Annotated in this window: 21 protein-coding genes and 1 riboswitch; of the genes, 10 read left to right on the top strand and 11 right to left on the bottom strand. The window is 72.5% G+C overall.

Annotated elements, in window-relative coordinates; translation table 11 throughout:
• The first annotated feature begins 1 nt into the window (after position 1).
• The 3 genes from BM290_RS07120 (at position 2) to BM290_RS07110 (ending at position 2,770) form a co-directional block, all read left to right on the top strand.
• Positions 2 to 397 carry a ChaB family protein gene (locus BM290_RS07120; protein ID WP_093611311.1) on the top strand — a complete coding sequence of 132 codons (396 nt, stop codon included), beginning with the start codon at positions 2 to 4 and terminating at the stop codon, positions 395 to 397.
• Positions 398 to 551: 154 nt separating this feature from the next.
• Entirely contained in the window at positions 552 to 1,979 is a 1,428-nt protein-coding gene (gene dacB / locus BM290_RS07115; RefSeq protein ID WP_177319619.1) for a D-alanyl-D-alanine carboxypeptidase/D-alanyl-D-alanine endopeptidase, read from the top strand.
• Positions 1,980 to 2,051: 72 nt separating this feature from the next.
• A riboswitch (SAM riboswitch) is annotated at positions 2,052 to 2,168 on the top strand.
• 14 nt (positions 2,169 to 2,182) lie between these two features.
• On the top strand, positions 2,183 to 2,770 hold the full coding sequence (locus tag BM290_RS07110) for a GNAT family N-acetyltransferase (protein WP_093611307.1): 588 nt from the start codon (positions 2,183 to 2,185) through the stop codon (positions 2,768 to 2,770).
• 41 nt (positions 2,771 to 2,811) lie between these two features.
• On the opposite strand, the gene BM290_RS07105 is transcribed toward BM290_RS07110, so the two are convergent.
• From BM290_RS07105 to BM290_RS07090, 4 genes are all read right to left on the bottom strand, one after another.
• Positions 2,812 to 3,426, bottom strand: coding sequence for an HNH endonuclease family protein (locus BM290_RS07105; RefSeq protein ID WP_239143268.1), 615 nt, complete (start codon positions 3,424 to 3,426; stop codon positions 2,812 to 2,814).
• 372 nt (positions 3,427 to 3,798) lie between these two features.
• Positions 3,799 to 5,040, bottom strand: coding sequence for a vanadium-dependent haloperoxidase (locus BM290_RS07100; RefSeq protein WP_093611303.1), 1,242 nt, complete (start codon positions 5,038 to 5,040; stop codon positions 3,799 to 3,801).
• Positions 5,037 to 5,384 carry a hypothetical protein gene (locus BM290_RS07095; RefSeq protein ID WP_093611301.1) on the bottom strand — a complete coding sequence of 116 codons (348 nt, stop codon included), beginning with the start codon at positions 5,382 to 5,384 and terminating at the stop codon, positions 5,037 to 5,039. Before BM290_RS07095 ends, BM290_RS07100 begins: the two co-directional genes overlap by 4 nt.
• A 27-nt stretch (positions 5,385 to 5,411) precedes the next feature.
• Complete coding sequence (locus BM290_RS07090) at positions 5,412 to 6,959, bottom strand: GGDEF domain-containing protein (RefSeq protein ID WP_239143265.1); 1,548 nt, start codon at positions 6,957 to 6,959, stop codon at positions 5,412 to 5,414.
• An 83-nt stretch (positions 6,960 to 7,042) separates the two neighbouring features.
• Between BM290_RS07090 and BM290_RS07085 the strand changes: the two genes are divergently transcribed.
• On the top strand, positions 7,043 to 8,224 hold the full coding sequence (locus BM290_RS07085; protein WP_093611299.1) for an acyl-CoA dehydrogenase family protein: 1,182 nt from the start codon (positions 7,043 to 7,045) through the stop codon (positions 8,222 to 8,224).
• A 306-nt stretch (positions 8,225 to 8,530) separates the two neighbouring features.
• Here BM290_RS07085 and BM290_RS07080 read toward each other — a convergent pair whose 3' ends face one another.
• The 5 genes from BM290_RS07080 to BM290_RS07060 all read right to left on the bottom strand — a co-directional run bounded on the left by BM290_RS07080 (position 8,531) and on the right by BM290_RS07060 (position 17,511).
• Positions 8,531 to 9,193, bottom strand: coding sequence for a GNAT family N-acetyltransferase (locus BM290_RS07080; RefSeq protein ID WP_093611297.1), 663 nt, complete (start codon positions 9,191 to 9,193; stop codon positions 8,531 to 8,533).
• Between the two features lie 81 nt (positions 9,194 to 9,274).
• Positions 9,275 to 12,325 (bottom strand): putative bifunctional diguanylate cyclase/phosphodiesterase, encoded by a 3,051-nt coding sequence (locus BM290_RS07075; protein WP_239143266.1) that lies wholly within the window; start codon positions 12,323 to 12,325, stop codon positions 9,275 to 9,277.
• A gap of 187 nt (positions 12,326 to 12,512) precedes the next feature.
• A complete protein-coding gene (locus tag BM290_RS07070) occupies positions 12,513 to 13,421 on the bottom strand; it encodes a 5'-3' exonuclease (RefSeq protein WP_093611293.1) in 909 nt (302 codons plus the stop codon).
• 9 nt (positions 13,422 to 13,430) lie between these two features.
• Positions 13,431 to 14,396, bottom strand: a complete 966-nt coding sequence (locus tag BM290_RS07065) for an aldo/keto reductase (RefSeq protein WP_093612361.1) — start codon at positions 14,394 to 14,396, stop codon at positions 13,431 to 13,433.
• Positions 14,397 to 14,406: 10 nt separating this feature from the next.
• On the bottom strand, positions 14,407 to 17,511 hold the full coding sequence (locus BM290_RS07060; protein WP_093611291.1) for an AfsR/SARP family transcriptional regulator: 3,105 nt from the start codon (positions 17,509 to 17,511) through the stop codon (positions 14,407 to 14,409).
• 82 nt (positions 17,512 to 17,593) lie between these two features.
• On the opposite strand from BM290_RS07060, the gene BM290_RS07055 reads away from it, so the two are divergent.
• Entirely contained in the window at positions 17,594 to 17,917 is a 324-nt protein-coding gene (locus BM290_RS07055) for a hypothetical protein (protein WP_093611289.1), read from the top strand.
• A 96-nt stretch (positions 17,918 to 18,013) separates the two neighbouring features.
• Here the strand turns inward: BM290_RS07055 and BM290_RS07050 are convergent, their stop codons facing one another.
• Both BM290_RS07050 and BM290_RS07045 read right to left on the bottom strand, forming a co-directional pair.
• On the bottom strand, positions 18,014 to 20,335 hold the full coding sequence (locus tag BM290_RS07050; RefSeq protein WP_177319618.1) for an FtsX-like permease family protein: 2,322 nt from the start codon (positions 20,333 to 20,335) through the stop codon (positions 18,014 to 18,016).
• A complete protein-coding gene (locus tag BM290_RS07045; RefSeq protein ID WP_093611287.1) occupies positions 20,332 to 21,021 on the bottom strand; it encodes an ABC transporter ATP-binding protein in 690 nt (229 codons plus the stop codon). The genes BM290_RS07050 and BM290_RS07045 overlap by 4 nt, the downstream gene beginning before the upstream one ends.
• Positions 21,022 to 21,174: 153 nt before the next feature.
• On the opposite strand from BM290_RS07045, the gene BM290_RS07040 reads away from it, so the two are divergent.
• The 5 genes from BM290_RS07040 (at position 21,175) to BM290_RS07020 (ending at position 24,951) form a co-directional block, all read left to right on the top strand.
• Entirely contained in the window at positions 21,175 to 21,960 is a 786-nt protein-coding gene (locus tag BM290_RS07040; RefSeq protein WP_093612357.1) for a sensor histidine kinase, read from the top strand.
• Positions 21,961 to 21,979: 19 nt separating this feature from the next.
• Positions 21,980 to 22,645, top strand: coding sequence for a response regulator (locus BM290_RS07035; RefSeq protein ID WP_093611285.1), 666 nt, complete (start codon positions 21,980 to 21,982; stop codon positions 22,643 to 22,645).
• Positions 22,646 to 22,654: 9 nt separating this feature from the next.
• A complete protein-coding gene (locus BM290_RS07030; RefSeq protein ID WP_093611283.1) occupies positions 22,655 to 23,794 on the top strand; it encodes an acyl-CoA dehydrogenase family protein in 1,140 nt (379 codons plus the stop codon).
• Positions 23,795 to 23,820: 26 nt separating this feature from the next.
• Complete coding sequence (locus BM290_RS07025) at positions 23,821 to 24,267, top strand: Lrp/AsnC family transcriptional regulator (RefSeq protein ID WP_093611281.1); 447 nt, start codon at positions 23,821 to 23,823, stop codon at positions 24,265 to 24,267.
• Positions 24,268 to 24,342: 75 nt separating this feature from the next.
• Entirely contained in the window at positions 24,343 to 24,951 is a 609-nt protein-coding gene (locus tag BM290_RS07020; RefSeq protein WP_177319617.1) for an NAD-binding protein, read from the top strand.
• The last annotated feature ends 12 nt before the right edge of the window (positions 24,952 to 24,963 follow it).

The following is a 24,963-nucleotide window of genomic DNA, read 5'->3' as shown; positions in this document are numbered from 1 at the left end:
TATGCCTGGACGTGACGAACTCCCCGACACCCTCAAGCGGTCGCCGAAGAAAGCGCAGGACACGTTCATCAAGACCCACGACTCCGCCGTCGACCAGTACGGCGAGGGCGAACGGGCGCACCGCACCGCGTTCTCGGCGGTCAAGCACTCGTTCGAGAAGGTCGGCGACCACTGGGAGCCCAAGGCGAAGAAGGGACCCAGCGACGCCAAGGCCGCCGGTGGACGCGACACCCGCGCCGAGACCGCCGGCGGGGTCGACGCCAACGCCAGCAAGAAGCACCTGCTCGACATCGCCAAGCGGCTCGACGTCACCGGGCGGTCGCGGATGACCAAGCCGGAGCTGGTCGAGGCGATCCAGCGGGCGAACGCCCGCGAGACCCGACGGGCCCGTGGCTGACCTGCGCCGATTCGTAAACGCCCAGCACGGGTGACGCCGGCGCCGTCGTGTCCGCACCATCCCGGCGGACGCGTCGGCGGCGATGGTCACCCGAAGGGCGACGGCGGCGGCGGGTCGCGCCGCCGCCGGCCGCCGCCGTGTGACCATCGAGCCGATGCGTGCTGTCGCGGTCGTTCTCCTCGGTGTCCTGCTGGCCCTGCCCGTGCCGTCCGCCGCCGTCGCCGGCCCCGCGGACCCGATCGCGGCGGCGCTCGACCGGATCTTCGTGGAGCGGCGGCCGGCCGGGGCCACGGTGGCGGTGGACGTGCGGGAGGCCTCCGGTGGGCGGATCGTCTACCAGCGTGATCCGGAGCTGCGGGTGCTCCCCGCGTCCAACCAGAAACTGCTGACCTCGGCCGCCGCCCTGGAGGTGCTCGGCGCCGGTCACCGGTTCCGCACCACCGTCCATGTCCGGGGCGGCGACCTCTACCTGCGGGGGCAGGGCGATCCCACCCTCACCCACCAGCGGATCGACCGGCTCGCCGCCGTGGTGGCCCGGGCCCGGACGAAACGGTATGCGCGGCTGCTCCTGGACGACACCTGGTTCGACCGGGTGCCGCTGGGCCTCGACTGGTCCTGGCAGGACGAGTCGTCCGGGTCGGCGGCGCCGGTGTCGGCGCTGTCCTTCGCGGCCACCGACCGGTTCGACAACGCCGCCGTCGAGATCCGTTATCAGGGCGTGGCCGGCCACCGTCCGGCGATCCGGGTGTGGCCGCCCGCGGCCGGCGTGCGGGTCGTCAACCGGGCCACCACCAGCGGCGGCGACAAGACCGCGGCGGTCCGCGCGCACGGTACCGGAAGCGTGACCGTCAGCGGGTCGGTGGCGGCGGGCCGGTCCGGGACCGTCCTGGTGTCGGTGCCCGACCCGGCCGCGACGACCGCCCGGCTGTTCCGGGCGGCGCTGGGGCGGCACGGGGTGACGATCTCCGGCCGGACGTCGCGGGCGCCGGTGCCCGGCGGCGCCCGGGTGATGGCCTCGCAGGAGTCGCCGCCGCTCGCCGAGATCGTGACCCCGCTGTTGAAGTTCTCCAACAACGGCATCGCCGAACTGCTGGTCAAGGCGATGTCCAGAGCCGCCGACCCGGCGCGGCCCGGCAACTGGCCGACCGGGCTGGCCGCCGCGACCGCGGCACTGGCCCGGCTCGGCGTCGACACCCGCCTGCTCACCATGGGCGACGGATCCGGCTTGAGCCGGCGCAACGGGGTGACCGCCCGTCAGCTGACCACCGTGCTGGAGAAGGCCCAGCGGCGCACCTGGTTCCCGGCTTTCCGGGCGGCCCTGCCGGTCGCCGGCGACCCGGATCCGGTGGTCGGCGGCACGCTCCACAACCGCATGCGCGGCACTCCGGCGGCCGGCAACGTCCGAGCCAAGACCGGAACCCTGTCCGGAGTCAACGCCCTGTCGGGCTACGCGACGGCCCCCGACGGCCGCCTCCTGATCTTCAGCTTCATCGTGAACGCCGCCACCACCACCGCCGCCCCGTTACTGGACGAGGCCGCCGTGGCCCTCACCGCCACGCCACCTCCACCCGTCCTCTCCTGACGGCCCCGCAGCGGGTGGGCGGCGACGGGAAAGCGACAGCCCCGGAGCATCGACGGTGGTATGTTGCGCGCAGGTCATGAGCGCCAGCGTCAAGCCCCGGCTCGCTGGCCGGCAACCCTCCGCTTCGTGGGCGGGGTGCCCCGGGTGATGACCGGGTCCGGTGCGGTTCGTGCCGGGCAAGCCGCGACCCCGAGGAGACTCTCATGGATCATCCTGTCCTGCACGGCCGTCTCGTCAGCCTGGAGCCGCTGGACCACTGTCACGCGGACGGGCTGGCCGTGGCCGCCGACGAGTGCCGGGAGTCCTACGCCTGGACATGGGTGCCGACCGCCGCCACCGTCGACGACTACATCACCGAGCAACTGGCACGGGACGGGCTCACCCCGTACGCCCAGATCTGTCATCGAACCGGAAGGGCCGTCGGTGTGACGGCCTACTGGGATCCGCGAGGAACTCCATTGTCGGCCATCGATGTCGGATTCACCTGGCTCGGGGCGTCCGCGCAGCGGTCCGGGATCAATCTGGAAGCCAAGTACCTGCTTTTCAAAAATGCTTTCGAACGGTGGGGCGCGCAGCGCGTGGGATTGAGCACCGACGCGCGTAACGCCCGGTCGCGTTCGGCCCTCGCGGGGGTGGGCGCCCGGTTCGAGGGTGTGCTGCGGAGCTGGTCGCGTTCCTGGGCGCCGGGGGAGGAGGGCCGGCTGCGGGACTCGGCGCTGTTCTCGGTGGTCGTCGAGGAGTGGCCGGAGTGCCGCGCCTACCTGGAGCATCGGCTGTCCGAGACGCGGTGACCCGGAGGGCGGCGCACGTCGGCCGCCCTCCGGGTGCCGGTTCAGCTGGAGCAGGTGTTGAGCATGGTCTGCAGCGCGGTCTTCTCCGACGACTGGAGCGTCAGCGAGTAGTAGTACTTCACCGCGATCCACATCTTGGCGTAGGTGCACCGGTACGAGGTGACCGACGGCTGCCACGTCGACGGATCCTGGTCGCTCTTGGACTGGTTGACGTTGTCGGTGACGGCGATCAGCTGCGGGCGGGTCAGGTCGTTGGCGAAGCTCTGCCGCCTGCTGGTGGTCCATGCGCTGGCGCCGGACCGCCACGCCTCGGCGAGCGGCACCACGTGGTCGATGTCGAGGTCGGAGGCCGCGGTCCAGGTCGCGCCGTCGTAGGGCGAATACCACGAACCGGAGGTGGCGGCGCACGCCGAGCTGACGACCACGTTCGTGCCGTCCCGCTTCAGCACCGTCTCGCGGGTGTTGCAGGTCCCGGAAATGGTGATCCAGTGCGGAAACAGATCACGGTCGTAGCTGTCGGCGTTCGCCTCGGCGGCGACGGTCAGCGCGGTGAGGTAGGTCTGGGCCGTCGACTTCGAGGGGATCCCGGTGGGGGCGGCCTCGGCCGGGGAAGCCAGCAGACCGATGGTGATCAGCGCGGCGGTGAGGCCGGCCATCAGGGGGCGGGGGAAGAGGGGCATGGAACGGCTCCTTTGTGTCGTCCGATTCGGACTACACACATCTACGGGAGCCGCACGTCACCGGATGATGACGTTCATGAATTTCTTATGTCCGAACAAAAAAGATCAAACCCGACCCCGAAACAACCCCGAAATTTTGTACGACCCACGAACAGCCCCGTGGCTGTCCCCGCGACGCCCGCCCGGCGCACGGCCGAAGCGCGCCCGCCGGGCTGATGCGACGGCCGGCGGTGAGGGCCGTCCCGCCTCGACCGGAACAGCCCTGACGCCCGGTCCGGCGCCGGCGTCGGCCGCCCGTGAGAACTGTTCCCGGACCGGGATGGCAGCCCCCACGGCCGGCCGGTGCCCTCAGCGGCGACGGAACGCGTGCAGATACAGGTAGACGCTCGTCCTGGCGCCCACCCCCGCCCCCGCGTCGTCGGCCGAACGGAAGTGGATCCCGCCCCACACCCGGGCGTTGATCAGCTCCTCGAGCGCCCCCGAGAAGCTGGTGAAGTACCGGGTCGTCCCGGTGTCCGCGCTGGTCGCGTGGAACGGGATGTCGTCGCGCCCGAAGAACAGCCGCAGGATCGTCATGTTCGACCCGGTGGCGCACGCGTGCCCGGACGTGTAATCCGGGCTGCCCGGCGTGATCAGCAGCGGCATCCAGGAGGCGTCACCGGTGGTGGCCGGGTTGCCGTCGGTCTCGGCGAGCTGGACCGCGGTGACCGGCCGCCAGAAGCCCCAGTGCCGTTTCTCGTTGAAGCAGGCGGTGTTGGCGTCCGACGCCGCGATGTTGACCATGGCGAGGAGCCGGGCGGTCTGCAGCGCGGAGAGCCGCCGGCTGACCGCAAGCTGCCGGTTGATCTCCCACTGGCCGAGCCGCCGGTCGTGCCACCAGCGGGCGGCGTCGGTCTGGTCGGCGGTGCGGGTGGTGCTGTCCACCGCCCCGATCGCCTTGATCTCGGTGAAGTCGCGGGTGTAGGCGGCGCTGGTCAACGACGGCGGCCCGGCGGTCCGGAAGAGGTCGGCCCGGGGCAGCACGAACGGCCGCAGGTCGGCCGACCAGGCGCCGGCGTTGGCGAAGGTGGGCGGGGTGGGCCGCCACTGGCCGGGCTGGTCGCCGACGGGGAACGCCTCGACCCCGAAGGCGCCGTCTCCGCTGCGGGCGGCGAGCATGGCGTCGGCGGTGCGTTCGCCGACGGCGATGCCGGACTGTTCGGCCCGCCCGTCGGGGATGCCGGCCAGGTAGGCGTCGTACTGGGCCTGGAGCCGCTCCTGCTGGGCGGGGAAGAGGGCGGCGAGCACCCGGTGGGCGGCCGCGGCGACGGCGGCGTCGGTCGACTCACGGCCGGTGGTCCGGGGCGCCGACAGGTACGGCTGGTAGGGCTTGCCGGCGATGGCGTTGACGGCGTCGTAGACGGCGCCCTGCACCATCGCGAAACTGCGGCTCTGCACCCACGGGTTCTCGCGGGCGACGTCCCAGATCGCGGTCTGGGCGTTCTCGTTCCAGGTGATGACGGCGTCGTTCGAAACAGTGGCTGCCGCGGCCGTCGGCACCGCGAACGGCGCCAGTACGACGGACAGCATCAGTGCCAGTGCACGCTTCATGCGCTCATCGGATCCGATGGGTCTGGCATAAACCTGTCAGTCGCCGCGGCGAAGTGGGCGGCCACCCGATCACGGGCCACGCCGATCTCCAGGTCGGCGGTGAGTTCGCCGGTACGGGCGAGTTCCCGCAGGTAGTGCACGAGACGTTCCCAGTCGCCGCTGCCGTGCGGGGCGGGCCGCAGCAACGGCAGCGACTCGAAGTGCGCGATCAGGTCGGGCAGCGCCTCGTACGGCGTGGACGCGGTGCACCCGCCGTCGGCGCGCCCACGGAACGTGATCCGTGGCTCCGGCCCCGCCTCGATGCGGAAGGCGGACAGGATGCCGTCGCTGCGCCGCGTCACCATGCCCGCCAACGTAACGAGCCGGGGCAATCAGGCAGCGGCCGCAATCTCATCGACGGATGTCGATGCCGACGGCTCCAGGGACTCCTGCCAGATCGCCCAGCGGGTCTCCGGCCCGAGCGACTTCGCCCGGTACATGGCCAGGTCGGCGCGGTGCACGATCTCGTCGTGGGTGAGCTCGCCGGGAGCGGTGACGGCCACCCCGATGCTGGCCGCGAGCGTGATGAGCCGCCCGTCCACCATCACCGGGCCCAGCGCCGCGGCGAGCCGGCCGGCCACGTCGTACGCCTCCTCGGCGTGGTTGATCTCCGGCAGCACCACCGCGAACTCGTCGCCGCCGAGGCGCACCGGCAGGCCCGGGGCGGGCACGCACTGGCGCAGCACCCCGGCGAACTCGACGAGCACCCGGTCGCCGGCCTTGTGCCCGAGGGTGTCGTTGATCTCCTTGAACCCGTTCATGTCGATCACCAGGACGGCCATCCGGCGGCCGCGGGCCAGGGTCCGGTACGACACCTTGCGGAACATGCTGCGGTTGGCCAGCCCGGTCAGGCCGTCGGTGAGCGCGCGCTCGTCGCTCTCCCGTTGCACCAGCGTCTGCCGGTAGAGCACGAGCACACTGAGCACCGCGCCGCCCAGGGCGAGCCCGCCCCACGGGAAGAACTCGCCGTCCCGGGCGGCCTCGGTCAGCATCAGCACCTGCGCCACGGCGACCGCGAGGAACGGCAGGTACCGGCCGATCCCCAGGTCACGGCGCTCGGCGGCGGAGACGGGGGCGGCACGCACCTGGGCCATCGCAGCGCCCGCGAGCAGTGCGTCCGCCGTGATCCAGCAGAAGAACTGCCAGGACACCGGCATCTCGGCCTCCATCTGCCCGTCCATGAAGCCGTGCACCGCGTCGCCGGTGAAGAGGATCAGGGTGCCCGCGGTGAGCATCCGCAACGGCCGCTGAGCGGACTCGTCGGCGCCTCGCAGCAGCGCCCGGGCCGCGCTGAACAGCAGCGCCAGGTCGCCGAGCGGGTAGACGGCGGCGCTGAACAGCACGTCGGCGGAGAAGCCGGAACGGTGCAGCATCGGGCCGATCGCCGTGTACCAGAGCACCACCGAGCCGCCGGCCATCACGGTCAGCGCGTCGACACCGGCCTTGATCCGGTCCCGCCGGTTCGTCGGCGCCAGCGGGAACCGCTGCAGCGCGATCAGCAGCGCCGTCACGAACACCACATGGGTGGCGTCGTCCCAGTGCGAGTGCGCCCCACCGGCGTTTCCGAAGGCCATCAGCAGCGGAACGGCGACGACGAGGGTCGCGAAGCAGGCGGCGACCGCGCCCCACGCCTGCCGCAACCGTGGCGGGAGCGCCGGCCGGCGCGCTGCCCGGACCGCGGCGATCAGCCCGACGACGCCGAACGAGATCCGGGCCACCTCGGCGGCCGGCTCGTACCAGGTCAGCGGCGACAGCAGGTTCACCGTGGAGGTCGCCAGCGCGGCCAGGTAGAGGGCGCCGAGGCCGAGGTAGGCCGGGGGCAGCCCACTGGCCGGGCGGCGGTGCCGCGACGGCGGCGTCCTCCGGCTCGCTGTGTCCACGGCTCCTCCTCGCAGAATGTGACGCCGCTGCAGATCGGTCCCGCGGGGCGTCACTTGAGAGACAGGGTTCGTAGGATCGGCTGATGGCCGTACCCCAGACCCATGACGAGGCGGTCACCGCCGCCCACCAGCTCGCCGCGACCCTGATCCCGGGCGCGATCCAGCGCGACCGGGACGGCGCCGGCGTGGTGCCGCACGAGGCGGTCGCCGCCCTCGACGCCTCCGGGCTGCTCGGCATCACCGTGCCGGCGTCCGACGGCGGGCCCGGCCTCGGGCCGCGCACCCTGGCCGAGGTGAGCCGGATCATCGCCGCCGCCGACCCGGCGATCGCCCAGATCCCGCAGGGCCATTTCCTGATGGTCGACGTGCTCGCCGTGCACGGTGGCCCGGAGGCTCGCAAGCGGATCCTCGGCGACGTGCTGGCCGGCCGGCGGCTCGGCAACGCCCTGGCCGAGCGCGGCGGCAAGCACGCGCAGGACCTGCGGACCCGGATCGCCGACGGCCGCCTGGACGGCGTCAAGTACTACACGACAGGCGCACTGACCAGCGCCTGGATCGCGGTGAGCGCCCTCGAGGAGAGCGGCCGGCTGGTGCTCGCCCTGGTGTCACGCGACGCGGACGGCGTCGAGGTGGACACCGACTGGGACATGATCGGCCAGCGCGCCACGATCAGCGGGACCGCCACGTTCCGGCAGGTCCCGGTCGAGCCGGGACTGCGCATCGACTACGCGCACGCCTACGAGGTGCCGCAGCAGCTCGGCGCGCGGGCGCAGCTGGTGCACACGGCCATCGAGGTGGGCATCGCCGGGGCGGCGCTGCGGGACGCCCGCGCCTACCTGCGGGAGAAGGCCCGCCCGTCGACCGAGGCGGTCCGGCACGGCGCGGCCGCGGCCACCGACGACCCGCACGTGCGGCACCGCTACGGCCGCCTGGCGACCCGTGTCCTGGCTGCCGAGGCCCTGCTGGAGTCGGCTGCCCGTACCCTCGAGGGGGTCGGTCTGGTCCCGGCCGACGCGGACGCCGCGGCGCGCGGCAGCCTCGCGGTGGCCGCCGCGAAGGCGTTCAGCAGCGAGGTGGCGCTGGAGGCCGGCTCGGAGCTGTTCACCCTCTGCGGCACCAGCTCAGCCGCCGCCAAATACGGCCTGGACCGCCACTGGCGCAACGCCCGCACCCACAGCGTCCACGACCCGATCGACTACAAATACACCCACATAGCCGCATACGACCTGGCAGACCAGCTCCCACCCAACCACGGCCAGCTCTAACCCCCCCCGGCCAGCTCCAACCGCAACCACGGGCCGCTTCAACCGCAACCACGGCCAGCTCTAACCGCAACCACGGGTCGCTTCAACCGCAACCACGGCCAGCTCTAACCGCAACCACGGGCCGCTTTAACCGCAACCACGCCCCGTACTTTTCCAGTGCGCACGTTTCCACAGAACGGCCCGCAAAACGCCGCCGGTGACGGGGCAGCCGATTTCCCGACGCCCAGCGGGGTTTGCTGGGCGGCGGGAAATCGACTGCCCCGTCACCGGTTAAAAGGCGTTTTGCCGCGGAGCGAAGCGGAGCAATCAAGCAAAAAATCGGTAACTGGCAAAAATTACGTCCGCACTGTGGGTGAACCCGAGCCGCCCATAGAGCCGAATAGCGTTCTCGTTGTCGTGCACCGCATGCAGAAACGGCAGTTCACCCCGGGCGAGAATTCCGGCCGCCACGGCAAGCGTCAGCCGCGCCCCCAGGCCCTTGCCCCGATGCGCGGGATCGGTGCACACCGCACTGACCTCGGTCCACCCCGGCATCCGGAACCGCTCGCCGGCCATCGCGATCAGCCGCCCGTCGGCGTCCCGGATGCCCAGGTAGCGACCGAGTTCGATGGTCCGTTTCAGGAACGGCCCCGGCTCGGCACGCGCGACCAGGTCGAGCATCTCGGGCACGTCCTTCTCGGTGAGCGGGACGGCCTCCGGGTCCTCCACCCCGGACATGCTCTGGCCGATCATCTGCACCCCGGGCGTCACCCGGTGGGTCTGCCACCCTTCGAGCGGGGTGATCGACGGGCCGGTGAGCACGGCGTAGTCGGTGATCGTCGCCAGGTCGCGCCAGGCCGCCGGATCGGCGGGGTCACTGAGCGCGGCGAACGGGGCGATCTCGGGCTGGTATCGGGCGGCGTTGCCCGCGGCCTCGGCGAAACACGCCTGCGGCCCGGTGAGGGCGGCCCACACGGGGTTGTTCAGCACACCCCCGACCCTGCCCCCTACCGGGCCGCGGCGCCAGTAGATAACCGTCTAACCACCCGCAGGCTTATCTGTCGGATGTCATCACACGGACGCCTGCTGGCGTACCGGATAGGGCTCCGGTTGCACCGCCAGGGCCGGGATGTCGCCCGGCCACAGCGGCCGCGCGAAGTGGTATCCCTGCCCGTACTGGCAGCCCATCGCGTCCAGGGCGGCGCGCTGGCCGGCCTCCTCGATGCCCTCGGCCACGACGGCCAGGTCGAGGTTGTGCGACAGGGTGACGATCGCGTCGACGAGCGCGTGCTGCTGCCGGCTGTGCAGGATGTCGTCGATGAACGACTTGTCCAGCTTCAGCACGTCCACCGGCATCTGCCGCAGGTAGCTCAGCGACGAGTAGCCCGTACCGAAATCGTCGATCGCGATGCGCACACCCATCGCCCGCAGCGCCTTGAGGTCGGCGAGGACCTGGTCGGCGTCGCGCAGCACCAGGCTCTCGGTGATCTCCAGCAGCAGCCACTGGGGCCGCGCGCCGGTCTCGGCGAGCGCCGCGCGCACCTGGTCGGCGAAGTCGGCGGTCCGGAACTGTCGGGCCGACACGTTGACGCTCACGTAGCGCAGCGTGGTGTCCGGGTTCTCGCTCTTCCACTGCGTGAACTGCCGCAGCGCCTCGCGCAGCACCCAGCCGCCGATCCCGACGATCGCGCCGCTCTCCTCGGCCGCCTCCACGAAGTGGTACGGCCCGAGCAGCCCCTTGGCCGGGTGCTGCCAGCGGACCAGCGCCTCGACGCCGGTGATCCGCTGGTCGACCAGCTCGACGATCGGCTGGAACTGCAGCACGAACTGCTCGTCCTCGATCGCCTCGTGCAGGGCGGTACGCATCTCCAGCCGCTGCATCATCGCGGTGTGCAGGTCGCTCTGGTAGCGCTGCCAGCCGCCCTTGCCGTTGCCCTTGGCCAGGTAGAGCGCCAGGTCGGCGTGCCGCAGCAGCTCGGTCGCGGTCTCGGCGTCCCGGTTGGTGGCGACACCGACGCTGCACTTGGCGCTGATCATGTGCTTGTTGCCGTTGCCGTCGGTGACCTCGACCGGCGAGGACAGGACGTCGACGAGCGCCGCCGCCACCTCCTCGGCCGCGTCCACCGAGTCGCTCTGCTCGACCAGGACGGCGAACTCGTCGCCACCCATCCGGGCCGCGGTGCTGCCCTTGCCGATGTTGCCCGAGATCCGCTGGGCCACGGTCAGCAGCAGCTGGTCACCCACCGCGTGCCCCAGGGTGTCGTTGACCTCCTTGAAGTCGTCGAGGTCGACGAAGAGCACGCCCAGGGTGGCGCCGTCCCGCTCGGCGACGCAGAACGCCTGCTCCAGCCGGTCCTTGAGCAGCACCCGGTTGGCGAGCCCGGTCAGCGCGTCGTGGAACGCCTGGTGGGTGAGGTCCTTCTCCAGGCCACGCCGCTCGGTCACGTCACGCAGAGTCACCACGAGGCCGGCGACGCTCGGGTCGTTGCGGAGGTCCCGCAGGTCGCACTCGATCTCCACGGTACGGCCGTCGGCGCGTACCCCGGTCAGCTGGATGTCGTCGAGGTCGCCGACGCCGGACCGCACCCGGTAGAGGATCTCGCGCATCGCCTCCTGCGAGTCGTCGGCGATCAGCCCGGCCAGCGCCGAGCCGGTCGGGTCCTCCCCGAAGAGCGTCTCGGCGGACGGGGTCGCGTACCGGATGGTGCCGTTGGCGTCCAGGATCAGGATGACGTCGGCAGCGCTCTGGATCAGCGTCCGGAACCAGGTCTCGCCCTCCCGGCGGCTCACCTCGGCGGTCAGCTCGATGCGTTCCAGCACCACGGCGATCTGCGAGCTGAGCGTCTCGAAGGCGGGCAGCATCAGGTGCAGCACCGGGTCCGGGGCGCCGATCACCAGCCGGCCGGTCCGGTTGCCGGACAGCGGCTGGGTGGCGTGCACGACGTGGTTGAAACCGCCGGACGAGAAGCCCTCCGGCAGGTCCGCGGCGGCGACCCGGCGTACCGTCGTCTCCCCTTGCGGGCCCTCCACGGGCGGCAGGAACTGCAGGTGGTACGGCTGGTCGGCGGGCATCAGACGGGCGACGGCCTCCCGGACTGCCCGGGTCACGTCCTCCTCGGTCGCGGCCGCGAACAGCAGCGACCCCGCCTCGCGCAGCGCCCGCTCGCGGCTGCCCGCCTGCCGCTGCGACTGTGCCAGGTCCGCGACCCGGCCCAGCACCAGCAGGAACATCAGCGCCGCGGCGCCCGCGATCACCGGAGCGTCGACGACACCGCCACGGGCGAGTTCCACGTCCCGGCCCTGCCAGTACTCCAGCGCCAGCACGCCGGGCGCGATCAGCGCGGCGGTGCTCATCCAGAACAGCCGGTGGCTGCCCATGCCCGGGTTCGGCCGCTCGATCGGCGCGGTCAGCGACGCCATCGACGGCCGCAGCGCGGCGAAGCCCATCGCCGAGTAGAAGACGATCCAGCCCAGGTCGACCGGGCCGCCCAGCATCCACGCGCTGTTCAGCTGCGACTGGCCGTAGCACACGTCGGAGATCAGCAGCCCGACCATGCCGACGCCGAACGCGCCCACCGAGTCGAGCCGCTTGCCGGAACCGGTGAACATCCGCAGGATCATCGCCAGCACCAGCACGTCACCGAGCGGGTAGCCGATCGAGACCACCTTCTCCAGCATCGACAGGTGCTCGGAGCGGGTGAACGGGGCGATCCAGTACACCCAGGCCAGCAGGCCCAGCCCGACCGTCGGCACCAGGGCGTCCAGCAGTGCCGACCGGTTGGCGTCCCCGCTGTTCCGGGCCTTGATCATCATCAGCAGCCCGGCCGTCAGCAGCGGATAGAACGCCAGGTAGAAGAAGTCGGCCACACCGGGGAACGTCGGCGTCTCGCCCAGCGCGATGATCAGGTTGTACGCGCTGTCACCCGTGGTGAAACAGGCGATAGCGGCGCTGATCAGATACCACGGCAGCCTGCGGCGCGGCCGGTTCAGGCGCACCCCCACCAGCACGGCGATCGCGCACGAGTAGCCGAGCGCCGCCCAGCTGTACAGGTGCGCTTCCGGGAAGGCGTAGTAGACGATGGTCAGGACCAGCGTCCAGGCGCCGAAGCACGCGCGAGCCACTCGCGTCGACAATGCGTACTCCGTTCGTCGGGCGGCAGGGTTGCCGTCCCGCCGTATCGGGGGCTACGACCCCGACCTGAGAGCACGCCCCCGCCCGCACCCGGACGGCAACTTTTCTCACCCCGCGAGGGCGTCCACCACGCGCCGGGCTCTCACCCCGCGAGAGCGTCCACCAGGCGCCGGGCTCTCACCCCGCGAGGGCGTCCACCAGGCGCCGGGCCGAGCCGGCCAGGTTCCACCGCTCGGCCAGGGCCAGCAGCGCGTCCGGGTCGCGCGGGGCGTGCGGCAGGACCGGGTCGAACTGCGGCAGCGGCACGTCGGTGGCGACCTTGCAGACCGGCAGCGCCTTCGCCAGGTAGTCGCGGGAGGCGTCCAGTTTCGTCCGGACGCCCGGCGCGAACCCGGCGTCCGGATCGTCGAGGGCGGCCAGGATCTGCTCGACCCCGCCGTACCGCTCGATCAGCCGGGCCGCCGTCTTCTCGCCGACGCCCGCGACCCCCGGCAGACCGTCGCTCGGGTCACCGCGCATCGCCGCGAAGTCCGCGTACCAGCGGGCCTCCACGCCGTACTTGGCCAGCACCAGCGCCTCGTCGGCGTCCTCCAGTTTCGCCACACCGCGCCCGCAGTAGAGCAGCCGCGTGCCCCGCGCGTCGTCGACCAGCTGGAACAGGTCACGGTCACCGGAGACCACCTCGACCGGCGCCGGCTGCCCGGCGGCCAGCGTCCCGAGCACGTCGTCGGCCTCGTAGCCCGGCACCCCGAACGCCGGGATCCCGATCGCGGCGAGCGTCTCCAGCAGGATCGGCACCTGCTTCTCCAGCGAGGCCGGCACCTCCTCGACATCACCGTGGGCAACCCGATGCTTCTTGTACGACGGCACCAGCTCCACCCGCCACGCCGGCCGCCAGTCCGCGTCCAGCGCACACACCAGCCGATCCGGCCGCCGGGTCCGGATCAGCTGGGCGAGCATGTCGAGAAACCCGCGAATCGCGTTGACCGGCTCCCCGGCCTCGGTCTGCGCGGCTTTCTCCGGAATCCCGTGAAACGCACGAAAGTACAGACTGGGGGCGTCAACGGCCAGCAGTGGTCGGCTCACCGCCCCACCCTAGTGGCCGATGACGGCGTGCGGGCGGTACGGGGCCTCGAGCGCGGCGATCTCCTCAGCGGTCAGTTTCAGGTCGGCGGCGGCGACGGCGTCGTCGATGTGGGACTGCTTCGAGGCGCCGATGATCGGGGCGGTCACCACCGGTTTCGACAGCAGCCAGGCCAGGGCCACCCGGGCGGGGGACGTGCCGCGGGCCTTGGCGACGTCGGCCACCACGTCGGCGACCGCGAAGTCGTCGTCGGTCGACAGGCGGGCCATCATCTGGTCGGTGCGGGCGCGCACCGACTCGGCGGCCCGGCCGCGGGCGAGCACCCCGCGCGCCAGCGGGCTCCACGGGATCACGCCGACCCCGGAGTCGAGGCAGAACGGCAGCATCTCCCGCTCCTCCTCCCGGTAGGCGAGGTTGTACTGCGGCTGCATCGACACGAACTTCGTCCAGCCGTGCTTCTCGGCGGTGAACTGGGCCTTCGCGAACTGCCAGGCGTACATGGTGGAGGCGCCGAGGTAGCGGGCCTTGCCGGCGCGGACCACGTCGTGCAGCGCCTCCATGGTCTCCTCGATCGGGGTCTCCCGGTCCCACCTGTGGATCTGGTAGAGGTCGACGTGATCGGTGCCGAGCCGCCGCAGCGACCTGTCGATCGAGGCCATGATGTGTTTGCGGGACAGGCCGCGGTCGTTGGGGCCGTCACCGACCGGGAAGAACACCTTCGTCGCGAGCACGTAGTCGTCGCGCCGGCTGAACAGGGAACGCAGCAGCCGTCCGGTGATCTCCTCGCTGCCGCCCACCGAGTACATGTCGGCGGTGTCGAAGAAGGTGATGCCCTGGTCGACGGCCCGCCGCACGATCGGGGCGGCGGCCTGCTCGTCGATCACCCAGTCACGCCAGTCCCGCGAGCCGTAGGTCATCATGCCGAGACAGATCCGGGACACCTTCAGGCCGGTGCGGCCGAGACGTACGTATTCCATGTCGATCACCCTATTCCGGGGTGCCCGTCCGGTCTGCCCCCTCCAGCTCGGCCAGCAGCGCGGCGGTCTCCTCGCGGCCCGGCTCGTGGCCGGTCTGCTCGTGGACGCCGAGCGCCTCCTTGGCCGCGGCGAGCGCCTCCGCGTCGCGTCCGAGCCGCCGCAGCGCCACCGCCAGAACGGTCAGCGCCTGCCCTTCGAGCAGCAGGAACTGCCCGTCGCGGGCGGCGGCCACGGCCTCGCCGGCCAGGTCGGCGGCACGTCCCGGATCGCTGTCGGCGTGCGCCCGGGCGAGGATGACCTGCAGCTGGGTCGCGGGCTGCCGGATGCCGAGGGACCGGACGCCGTCGATCGCGGCCAGCAACTCGTCGATCGCCTCGGCGGTCCGGCCGGCGGCGATCAGCATCTGGGCGTGCTGCTGGGTGATCTGCCAGCTGCTCATCACGTCGGACCGGCGGGCGATCACGGCCCGGGACTCGTCGATCATCCGCCACGCCTCCTGACGGCGGCCCTGCCGGTGCAGCAGCGCCGCCCGGTCGGCCCGGGCCAGTGCCGCGAGATGGTGGTTGCCCTCGGCGGTCAGGTAGCCGATCGCCTCGTCCAGGTGCGGCGCGGCCTCGTCGTAGCGGCCCTGCAGCCGCCGGGTCTCGGCCAGGTTGAGCAGGGTGATCGCCCGGCTGAAGCCGGCCCGGTGGTTGTCGCTGGCCAGGGTGCGCTCGAAGCAGTCGGCGGCCTCGGCCAGCTGCCCGATCAACAGCATGATCAGACCCACTTTGCCGAGATATTGCGGGGGTACGACACCGGACGCCATCGTGAGGTCGAAGGCGCGCCGCGCGTGCTCGGCCGCCAGGCGCAGCTCGCCGGTGAACATGTGGTGCACGCTCAGCGAGTTGTGCGCGTCGGCCTCGATGTCGTGCCAGCCGGCGTCGCGGGCCAGGTCGAGGCAGCGCCGGGCGTGGATCCGGCACCGGTCGTCGTGCGCGTCGGTGGTGTAGGCGCGGGACATCACGAGTTCGGCGGCGGCCCTCGCCCGGAGGTCGCCGGTCCCGGCGGCGGCCTCGACGGCGGCCCGTCCCAGCGCGAGCGCGGTGCTCCCGTCGAGCCGCCCGTTGAAGAAGAACCGGCAGGCGAAGGCGAGCCGCCACACGGCGTCCCGGCAGCCCAGAGCCGTTCCGGAGGTGATCACGGCGATGATGTTGGCGAGTTCGGCGGCGAACCAGTCGCGGGCCTCGGCCTGGCCGGCGAACCGGGTGGCCGGGGCGCTGCCGGGCGCCCGCACGTATCCGGGGTGCAGCACGGCGACCGCCGACTCGACCGTCTCGACCAGCCATCCGGTGAGCCGCCCGAGCGCCGGGCCCCACTCGGTGGCGTCGGTGCGGCTCCGGGCGTACTCCCTGGTCAGGTCATGCAGGGTGAAGCGGTCCGGCCGGTGCTCGACGAGCAGGCTGGCGTCGGCCAGCGCCCGCAGAGTCGCCTCCGTCACCGCCGGATCGTCACCGGACAGGGCGGCTGCCGCCTCGGCGGTCACGTCGCCGCCCGGGACCGGGCCGAGCAGCCGCAGCACACGCTGCTGCCCGGCGGTCAGCGCCCGGTACGACTGGTCGAAGACGGCCCGCAGGTTGCTCGCCGGGTCGCCCTCGATGGCGAGGGAGTCCAGCCGGGTCTCGGCGACGTAGCCGGCGATGCTCTGCTCCGGCCGCACGCTGAGGTGGGCGGCGGCGATCCGGACCGCCAGGGGCAGCCGTCCGCAGACCGCGACCAGCTCGCCGGCGGCGTCCGGCTCGGCGGCCACTCGCTGCGCGCCGAGGATGCGGGTGATCAGGGCGAGCGCGTCGGCGTGCGGCAGCAGGCCCAGGTCCAGCCGGCGGGCGCCGTCCCGGGCGATCAGGCCGCTGAGCGTGTCCCGGCTGGTCACCAGCACCAGGGCGGGGGACGAGCCGGGCAGCAGCGGGCGGACCTGCTCGGCGGAGCGCGCGTTGTCCAGCAGCAGGAGCACCCGCTGCCCGGCGAGGGTGGCCCGGAACAGGGCGGACGCCCCGTCGACGTCGGACGGCACCTGCTGCGGCGGCACACCGAGCGCGCCGAGCAGCGCGCTCAGCGCCTCGGCCGGGCGCAGCGGGGCGCGTTCCTCGTACCCCCGGAGGTTGAGATAGAGCTGACCGTCGGGGAACCGGTCCGCGACCCGGTGACCCCAGTGCACCGCCAGCGCCGACTTGCCGACCCCGCCCACCCCGACCGTGCCGACCACCAGCAGGTCGGCGTCGGTGGTCAGCTCGTCCAGGTGGTCCAGCTCGGCGCCGCGGCCGGTGAAGTCGGGGATGTCGCGGGGCAGGAACCGCCGCCGCGGCGTGGCCGGCCGGGCGGTGACCGGCGCGCGCAGCGTCTCGTCGGTGGCGAGGACCCGCTGGTGCAGGGCGGTCAGCTCGGGGCCGGGCTCGACGCCGATCTCGTCGACCAGCAGCCGGTGGGTGCGCCGGTAGACGGCCAGCGCCTCGGCCTGCCGCCCGGCCCGGTAGAGCGCGAGCATCAGCAGGCCGGCGAGCCGTTCCCGCAGCGGCGCGGCGGTGACGGCGGCGGTCAGCTCGGTCAGCGCCGCGTCGTGGCGGCCCAGCTCCAGCTCCCAGGCGAACAGCTGCTCCAGCGCGGTCAGCCGGCTGTCGTCGAGCGAGGCGCGGGCCGGCTCCACCCAGGCGCCGCTGACCCCGCCGAGGGCCGGGCCGGTCCACAGGGCCAGGCCCTCCCGCAGGACGGTCACCGCCGTGCCGAGGTCGCCGCGTGCGGCGTGCTCGCGGGCCGCGGTCACCGCCTCCCCGAAGGCGAGCAGGTCGAGCTGTGCCGGGCCGGCGTCCAGCCGGTAGCCGCCGTGCACACTGGTCACCGGTTCGGCGCCGGCCGCCCGCAGCGCCCGGCGGACCGCCGACACGGCGGCGAACACCTGGGTCCGCGCGGTGGCCGGCGGCTCGGTCTCCCACAGGGCGTCGATCAGCTCGGTGACCGTCACGGCGTGGTTGGCGTGCCACAGCAGGAACGCCAGCACGGCCCGGCGCTGGGCCCGGGTGATCGGGATCGGCTGATCACCGACGCTGGCGCTGACCGGACCGAGCACCGTGAACCTCATGTATAGGGAATGTATCAACGGGTGGCGTCATGATTCGCCTCAGTGATCGATCAGACCTGATCGACCGGAAAGGGGTAACACCATGGTGGACACCATCCGTCGTACCGCGAAGGCCCTGGCTGTCGGTGGTCTGGTGACGGCCGGACTGGTCCTCGCCGCGCCGGGCTCCGCGCAGGCCGCGCTCAGCGGCTGCTCGACGAACTACTCGGGCCGTACCGGCACCGCGAAGTGCACCACCGCGACGAACGGTTCGTCGTTCCGGGTCAAGGTGGTCTGCTACAAGATCACCAGTGGGCAGACGCGGACCATCTACGGCACGTGGAAGACCACGTCGGGCGCGACGTCCTCGGCGTCCTGCCTGACCGGTGAGGAGATCGACGACGTGACCATCCAGAAGGTGGTCTGACCTCGTCTCACCTGATCCACGGGGACAGGTGAGGCGCCGGCGGCCCGGAGCGGTGACCCCCCAGCATCCGCTCCGGGCCGTGGCCGGTCGACGGCGTCACTCGTTGTGCAGCACCCGGGCGATGCTCAGCCGGGCCGCCGACCGGGCCGGCAGCAGCGCGCCGAGGACCGCGATCAGCACGCCGCTGACCACCAGCAGCGCCAGCGTCGCCGGGTCCCACACCCGCATCACGTAGTCCGGCAGGGTCACCTTCGCGGCGTCCGCGGCGAGCGGGATCACCAGCCGGTGCGCCGCCATCCCGAACGGGATGCCGAGCAGCCCGCCGGCCACCCCGAGCGCGGCCATCGACGTGACCAGCATGGTGAGCACCTGACGCGGGGTCATCCCGATCGACTTGAGCATCCCCAGGTCACGGCGCCGGTCCTGGACGTTGAGCGCCACCGTGTTGAGCACCCCGAGCGCGGCCACCGCGGCGAGCAGCAGCGCCAGCACGGTGGAGATGCCGGTGATCACTATGGTCAGGTCGGTCACGTCGGTGTTGTCCCAGACCGTCAGGCCCGGGTCGGCCGCCCGCACCGCCGCCGTGAACGCCTGCACGTCGGCGCCCTCGGCCAGCTCCACCTGGTAGTAGAAGGCGAACGGGTCGAGTCCCGGCAGGTCCCGCCAGGCGGCGAACAGGCCGTCACCCGGCCCGGGCAGCGACTGCATGGTCTCGCCGACGATGGTGACCGTCGTCCGGCCCCCCTCCAGCTGCAGGACCATCGTGTCGCCGACCGCCAGCCCGCGCTTGTTGATCAGCTCGGCCGACGCCACCACCTCGTCCGGCCCGGCCAGCCACCGGCCCTCCAGCAGCTGCGCCTGGTAGCCCATCGCGGCGACGTCGCCCCGGATGAAGTTGACCTGCACCGGCGAGCTCTGGCCGACCACCGGGACCGTGAGCCCGGCCGACGCGCCCACCTTCGCGGCGCCGGGCAGGCCCCGCAGCAGCGCCTCGATCTCCCGGTCGCCGCGCTCCGTCGTCGGCCCCCCGGCCGGCCCGGCCACCCCCGGGCGCACCCCGACGTCGCCGCCGGCCGCCGCGTCCAGCCGGGACGTCTCGATCAGCGTGCCGGCCAGGCCGGTCGCGAGCGTCACCGTGGTCACCCCGATCAGCAGCGACGCCATGGTCAGAGCGGTCCGGCCGGGACGGGCGAACGGGAGGCCCAGGCCGAGGCTGATCGAGCGCGGGAGTCGCGTACCCCCGAGAAGTCTTTGCACCCGCAAGGCGCGACCCGGTCGCGGCGCGCTGCCCGCGCTGATCGCCTCGGCCGCCGAGAGGCGGTGCGCCCGGGAGGCCGGGAGCAGGGCGGCGACCAGGACCAGCGCCGGTACGCCGAGCAGCCCGGCCGCCCACACCCGCAGTTCCACGCCGGTGCCCTGGCCGTAGCCGAGGCCGCGGAACGTGTCGGCCAGCAGCGGCTGCGCCCCGACGGCGCCGAGCCCCGTGCCGAGGATCGCGCCGGCCGTCGCCGGGACGATCACCATGGTCAGGTAGACGCCGACCACCTGGCGCGGGGTGAAGCCGAGCGACTTGAGCACGCCGATGTGCCGGAAGCCGGAGACCACCGCGCCGCTCACCACGTTGCCCACGATGATCACCGCGACCAGCAGGCCGAGCACCCCGAACGCGCCGAGGAACGGCAGGTAGACGCCGGCGGTCTCGGCCGCCTCCTCCTTGACCACCTGGTACGGCTGTGCCGCGAGCAGCGCCCCGCCGGGCAGCACCCCGGCCAGCCGCTCCTCGACCGCGTCCCGGGTGGACACGTCGCCGGCGAACCGGTACAGCATCTGCAGCCCGGACGGCCGCCACGCGGTCATCTGCTCCGGGGTCACCCAGGCGTCCGCGGAGTGGCTCACGCTGTACGCCCAGCCGACCACGGTCAGGGTCGTCCCGTTCACGGTCAGCGTGCTCAGGTGCCCCATCGGGCCGCGGGCGAAGCCGGCGTCGTCCTCGGGCGGGGCGTTCAGCGTGATCTCCCCGGGTGCGGCCGGCCACCGCCCGCGCCACACGTCGAGCCGGTCCACCTCGCCGGCCGGGTCGGCGCGGCCGACGATCGCGAGCGGCCCCAGCATCGAGCCGACCGGACCCGCGGCCCGCGTCTCGGCGACGGTCTGCCCGAACGGCCCGGCCCCCGCGGCCACCCCGTTGCGTGCTCCGGCCAGTTGCTCCGGTGTCACCTTCGCCGGATCGTAGAACGCGACCGCGTGCGGGCCCTGCTGCTGCTCGAACGCCCGGTCGAACGGCGCCGACGTCGCGTCCAGCAGCGCCAGCGACACCACGGCGGTGGCCGTGCACAGCAGCGCCACCAGCGCGATCACGAAGGTCTGCAGCCGCCGCCGGCGGATCGCGGCCCGCGCGGCCGCCCACACGGCGCTCACACCCGGTCCAGGGCGGACTCGGCGGCGATCCGGCCGTCGGCCAGCTCCACCAGCCGGCTGGCGCAGCGGTGCGCGAGCCGCGCGTCGTGGGTGACGATCAGCAGCGTCTGCCCGATCTGGTTGAGGTCGATCAGCAGGTCCATCACCTGTTCGCCGGCCCGGCTGTCCAGGGCGCCGGTCGGCTCGTCGGCCAGCAGCAGCGCCGGCCGGTTCATCAGCGCCCGGGCCACCGCCACCCGCTGCCTCTCACCGCCGGAGAGCGCGGCCGGATAGACGTCCCGCCGGTCGGTGATGCCCAGCTCGTCGAAGAGTTCCAGGGCACGGCGCCGGGCGGTGGCCGCCGACGAGCCGGTCAGCTGGGCGGCCAGGGCCACATTGTCCAGCGCGGACAGATCGTCGAGCAGGTTGAAGAACTGGAAGATCATGCCGAGGTGGTGGCGGCGGAACAGCGCGAGCCTCGTCTCGTTCATCGCGTCGAGGCGCTCGCCGTGCACGGTCACCTCCCCGGACGTCGGCCGGTCCAGGCCGGCGATCATGTTGAGCAGGGTGGACTTGCCGCACCCGGACGGGCCCATCACGGCGACCGCCTCGCCCCGGCGGATCGTCAGCGACACCCCGTCCAGGGCGGCCGTCTCGCCGTATTCCTTGCGTACCCGGTCGAGCCGGACCACCGTCTCTGTCGTCATGCCACCGGACGCTACGGATCGACGGCACGCCCCGGCATCGGCCGCCGGATGCAAGCGGCCCGGTGGTCTCATCCCGCAGATGTATGCGCCCCGTCCACGGGGTGATGCGCGCCGCCGTCCCGGCGTGCCAAGGTGGTCGGCGTGGTGACGGTGATGCTCGCGGTGACCGGCGCGGCCACGGTGACCCTGGCGTTCCTGCTGCGCCGGGCCCGGCTGCGCCACGAGCGGGCGATGGGGGAGCGCGGCTGGCTGCTGGAGCGCGAGCGCGCGGCCGCGGCCCGGGCCGCCGTCGACGAGGAGCGCGCCCGGATCGCCCACGAGCTGCACGACATCGTCAGCCACAACGTCAGCGTCATGATCGTGCAGGCGGGCGCGGCCCGGGAGGTGCTCGCCACGATGCCCGCCGAGGCCGGCGCCGCGCTCGCCGCGGTCGAGCGCGCCGGCCGGGACACCATGACCGAGCTGCGCAACCTGCTCGGCCTGCTGGCGCCCGACCCGGCCGGCGGTGAGGACCCGGGGCTCGCGCCGCAGCCGACCCTGGCCCGGCTGAGCCCGCTCGTGGACCGGATCGCGTTCGCCGGCCTGCCGGTCGAGGTCCGCGTCTCGGGGGAGCCCCGGCCGCTGCCGACCGGCATCGACGTCACGGCGTTCCGGATCGTGCAGGAGGCCCTGACCAACGCCCTCAAACACGGATCCGGAGGAAAGGCCGAGGTGACCATCCGGTATGCCGAGCACGCCCTGCGCGTGGAGGTGCTGACCACCGGCCCGAGCGTGCTGACCGGCGACGTGCCGCCCGCCGCGCCGCCGGGTGACGGCGCCGGGCGAGGGCTGGCCGGGCTCCGCGAACGCGTCGCGGTCTACGGCGGCGACCTCGACGCGCGCCGGCGGCTCGGCGGCGGTTTCCGGGTCCGCGCACGACTCCCGCTGGACGCGTCGTGAGCCGGGCGCGGGGTGTCCGATGACCGGGCCGCGGGTTCTCATCGTCGATGATCAGGAGCTGATCCGCACCGGGTTCCGGCTGATCCTCACCGCGCGGGGCCTCGACGTCGCCGGTGAGGCCGCCGACGGGGCCGCCGCGGTCGAGGCCGAACGCCGGCTGCGTCCCGACGTGATCCTGATGGACGTCCGGATGCCCGGCATGGACGGCATCGAGGCGACCCGGCGCATCCTGGCCCGTACCCCGTCGTGTCGCATCCTCATGCTGACCACCTTCGACCTGGACCGGTACGTCTACGCCGCGCTCGCCGCCGGTGCCAGCGGTTTCCTGCTCAAGGACGTGACCGCGGACCACCTGGCCGCCGCGGTCCGGCTGGTCGGCACCGGCGACGCGCTGCTCGCCCCGTCGATCACCCGTCGCCTGGTGCAGCGTTTCGCCGGGGTGGGGGAGCCGCCCGCCGTGCACCGTGACCTGGCCGTGCTCACCCCGCGCGAGCGGGAGGTGCTGACCCTGCTCGGGCGCGGCCTGTCGAACACCGAGCTGGCCGAGGCATTGACGCTCAGCGAGGCGACGGTGAAGACTCACGTGGCCCGGATCTTTGCGAAGCTGGATCTGCGCGACCGGGCACAGGCCGTGGTGCTGGCGTACGAGACCGGGTTGGTCACCCCGGCTGTTAACGACCGTTAAGCTGCCTTCATGACCGTGGATCGACTGCTTCCCACCCCTGAAGCTCACGACCTGCTCGACCTCACCACCGAGCTCGCCACCCGCGAGCTGGCCGGCAAGGTCGACGACTTCGAGGCGCGCGGCGAGTTCCCCCGCGACGTCCTGCGCACCCTCGGCCGGTCCGGGCTGCTCGGCCTGCCCTACCCGGAGGACGTCGGCGGCGCGGCCCAGCCCTATGAGGTGTATGTCCAGGTGCTGGAGATCCTCGCGGGCACCTGGCTGGGCATCGCCGAGGCGGTCAGCGTGCACACGCTGTCGTGTTTCCCGGTCGCCGAGTTCGGCACCGGCAAGCAGCGGGCCATGCTGCCCGAGATGGTCGGCGGGGAACTGCTCGGGGCGTATGCGCTCTCCGAGCCGCACGGTGGCTCCGACGCCGCCGGCCTCACCACCAAGGCCGTCGCCGACGGCGACGATTTCCTGGTCACCGGCACCAAGGCCTGGATCACGCACGCCGGCCAGGCCGATTTCTACAACATCTTCTGCCGTACGGGTGGACCCGGCCCCCGGGGCATCTCCTGCCTGCTCGCCGACGCCGGCACGCCCGGCCTGATGCCGCAGTCGCCGGAGAGACTGATGGGCCTGCGTTCGTCGGCGCCCGCCCAGATCGTCCTCGAGGACGCCCGCATCCCCCGTGACCGGCTGGTCGGCGAGGAGAATCAGGGCTTCACCATCGCGATGCGCGCCCTCGACGCCGGCCGCCTCGGCATCGCCGCCTGCGCTGTCGGTCTCGCCCAGTCGGCCGTCGACTACGCCACCGCGTATGCGAAGGAGCGCGAGCAGTTCGGCAAGCCGATCGCGCAGTTCCAGGGCATCGGGTTCATGCTCGCCGACATGGCCACCGGAGTGTCGGCGGCCCGCGCGCTGCTGCTGAACGCGGCACGTCTCAAGGACGCCGGCCGCCCGTTCTCCATCGAGGCGGCCAAGGCCAAGCTGTTCGCCACCGACATGGCGATGAAGGTCACCACCGACGCCGTCCAGGTGCTCGGCGGGGCCGGCTACGTCGCCGACCACCCGGTGGAGCGCTGGTTCCGGGAGGCGAAGGTGCTGCAGATCGTCGAGGGCACCAACCAGATCCAGCGGCTCGTGATCGCCCGGTCGATGACGGGGTGAGCCGCCGAGGTCGGTAGGGTGACGCCGTGGAAGAGATCGACCGGGCGATCGTGTCGGCCCTGACCGCGGACGGCCGGTTGTCGTATACCGACTTGGCCGAGCGGGTGGGCCTCAGCGTCTCCGCCGTGCACCAGCGTGTGCGGCGGCTCGAGCAGCGGGGTGTCATCAACGGCTACACCGCCAAGGTCTCCTACGAGGCCCTGGACCTGCCGTTGACCGCGTTCGTGGCGATCCGCCCGTTCGATCCGTCCCAGCCCGACGACGCACCGGACCGGCTGGCCCATCTGTCCGAGATCGACTCCTGCTACTCGGTGGCCGGTGAGGATTTCTACATGCTCCTTGTCCGGGTGAAGAGCCCCGCCGACCTGGAGCGCCTCCTGCAGGACATCCGCACGGCCGCGAACGTCACCACCCGGACCACGGTGGTGCTGTCCACGCCGTATGAGAACCGCCCGCCCCGCATCGCGCCCTGACTAAGGGGAGTCCGGTCACCCGGGGGCCGCGACGTCGTTGATCTCGCCGACATGGTTGCGGTTGATCCTGCTCCGGTGACGGACGGCCGGACGAGCCCGCGTGGGCACATCATCGTCTGCGGGCTCGACGACGTGGGACTGCGCACCGTCGAGCAGCTCTATCTCGCCGGCGTCCGGGTCGTCGTGGTGGAGGACGACGCCGACGCGCGCCTGGTCCGGGTGGTCCGCGGCTGGGGTGTGCCGGTCGTGGTGGGCAGCCCACGGCTCATCGAGACGATGGACGAGGCGGGCCTGGCCGGCGCCCTCGCGGTCGTCTGCGTCCTCGCCGACGACCTGCACACCATAGAGGCGGCACTGCTGACCAGGGAGCAGCGGCCGGACATCCGGGTCGTGGTGCAGCTGCGCAACCCGGCCGTCGGCCGTGCCCTGTCCGCCCTGTCGATCGCCGTGCTCGACGTGGCCGGCCTGTCGGCGCCGTCGCTGGTGGAGTCGTGCCTGCGCACCGGCACCTACCGGCTGGACCTGGACGGGCACCCGTTCCTGGCCAAACAGGTCGTCGCGGACGTGTCCAGCCGTCTGCGGTCCCGTTACGGCTCCCTCGCCCGTTACCTTTTTGATCGTCCCCGATGGGGACTGCTCGGTCGCTCGGTCCGGTATGACTTACCGCCCCTGTCGTACGCATGATCCGGGGGGTGT

Origin of the sequence: Actinoplanes philippinensis (assembly GCF_900113015.1) — a bacterium.
Taxonomy (GTDB): Bacteria; Actinomycetota; Actinomycetes; order Mycobacteriales; family Micromonosporaceae; genus Actinoplanes; species Actinoplanes philippinensis.
The sequence above is the reverse complement of the archived record's forward strand: the minus strand, read 5'-3'. Positions and strand labels throughout refer to the sequence as shown.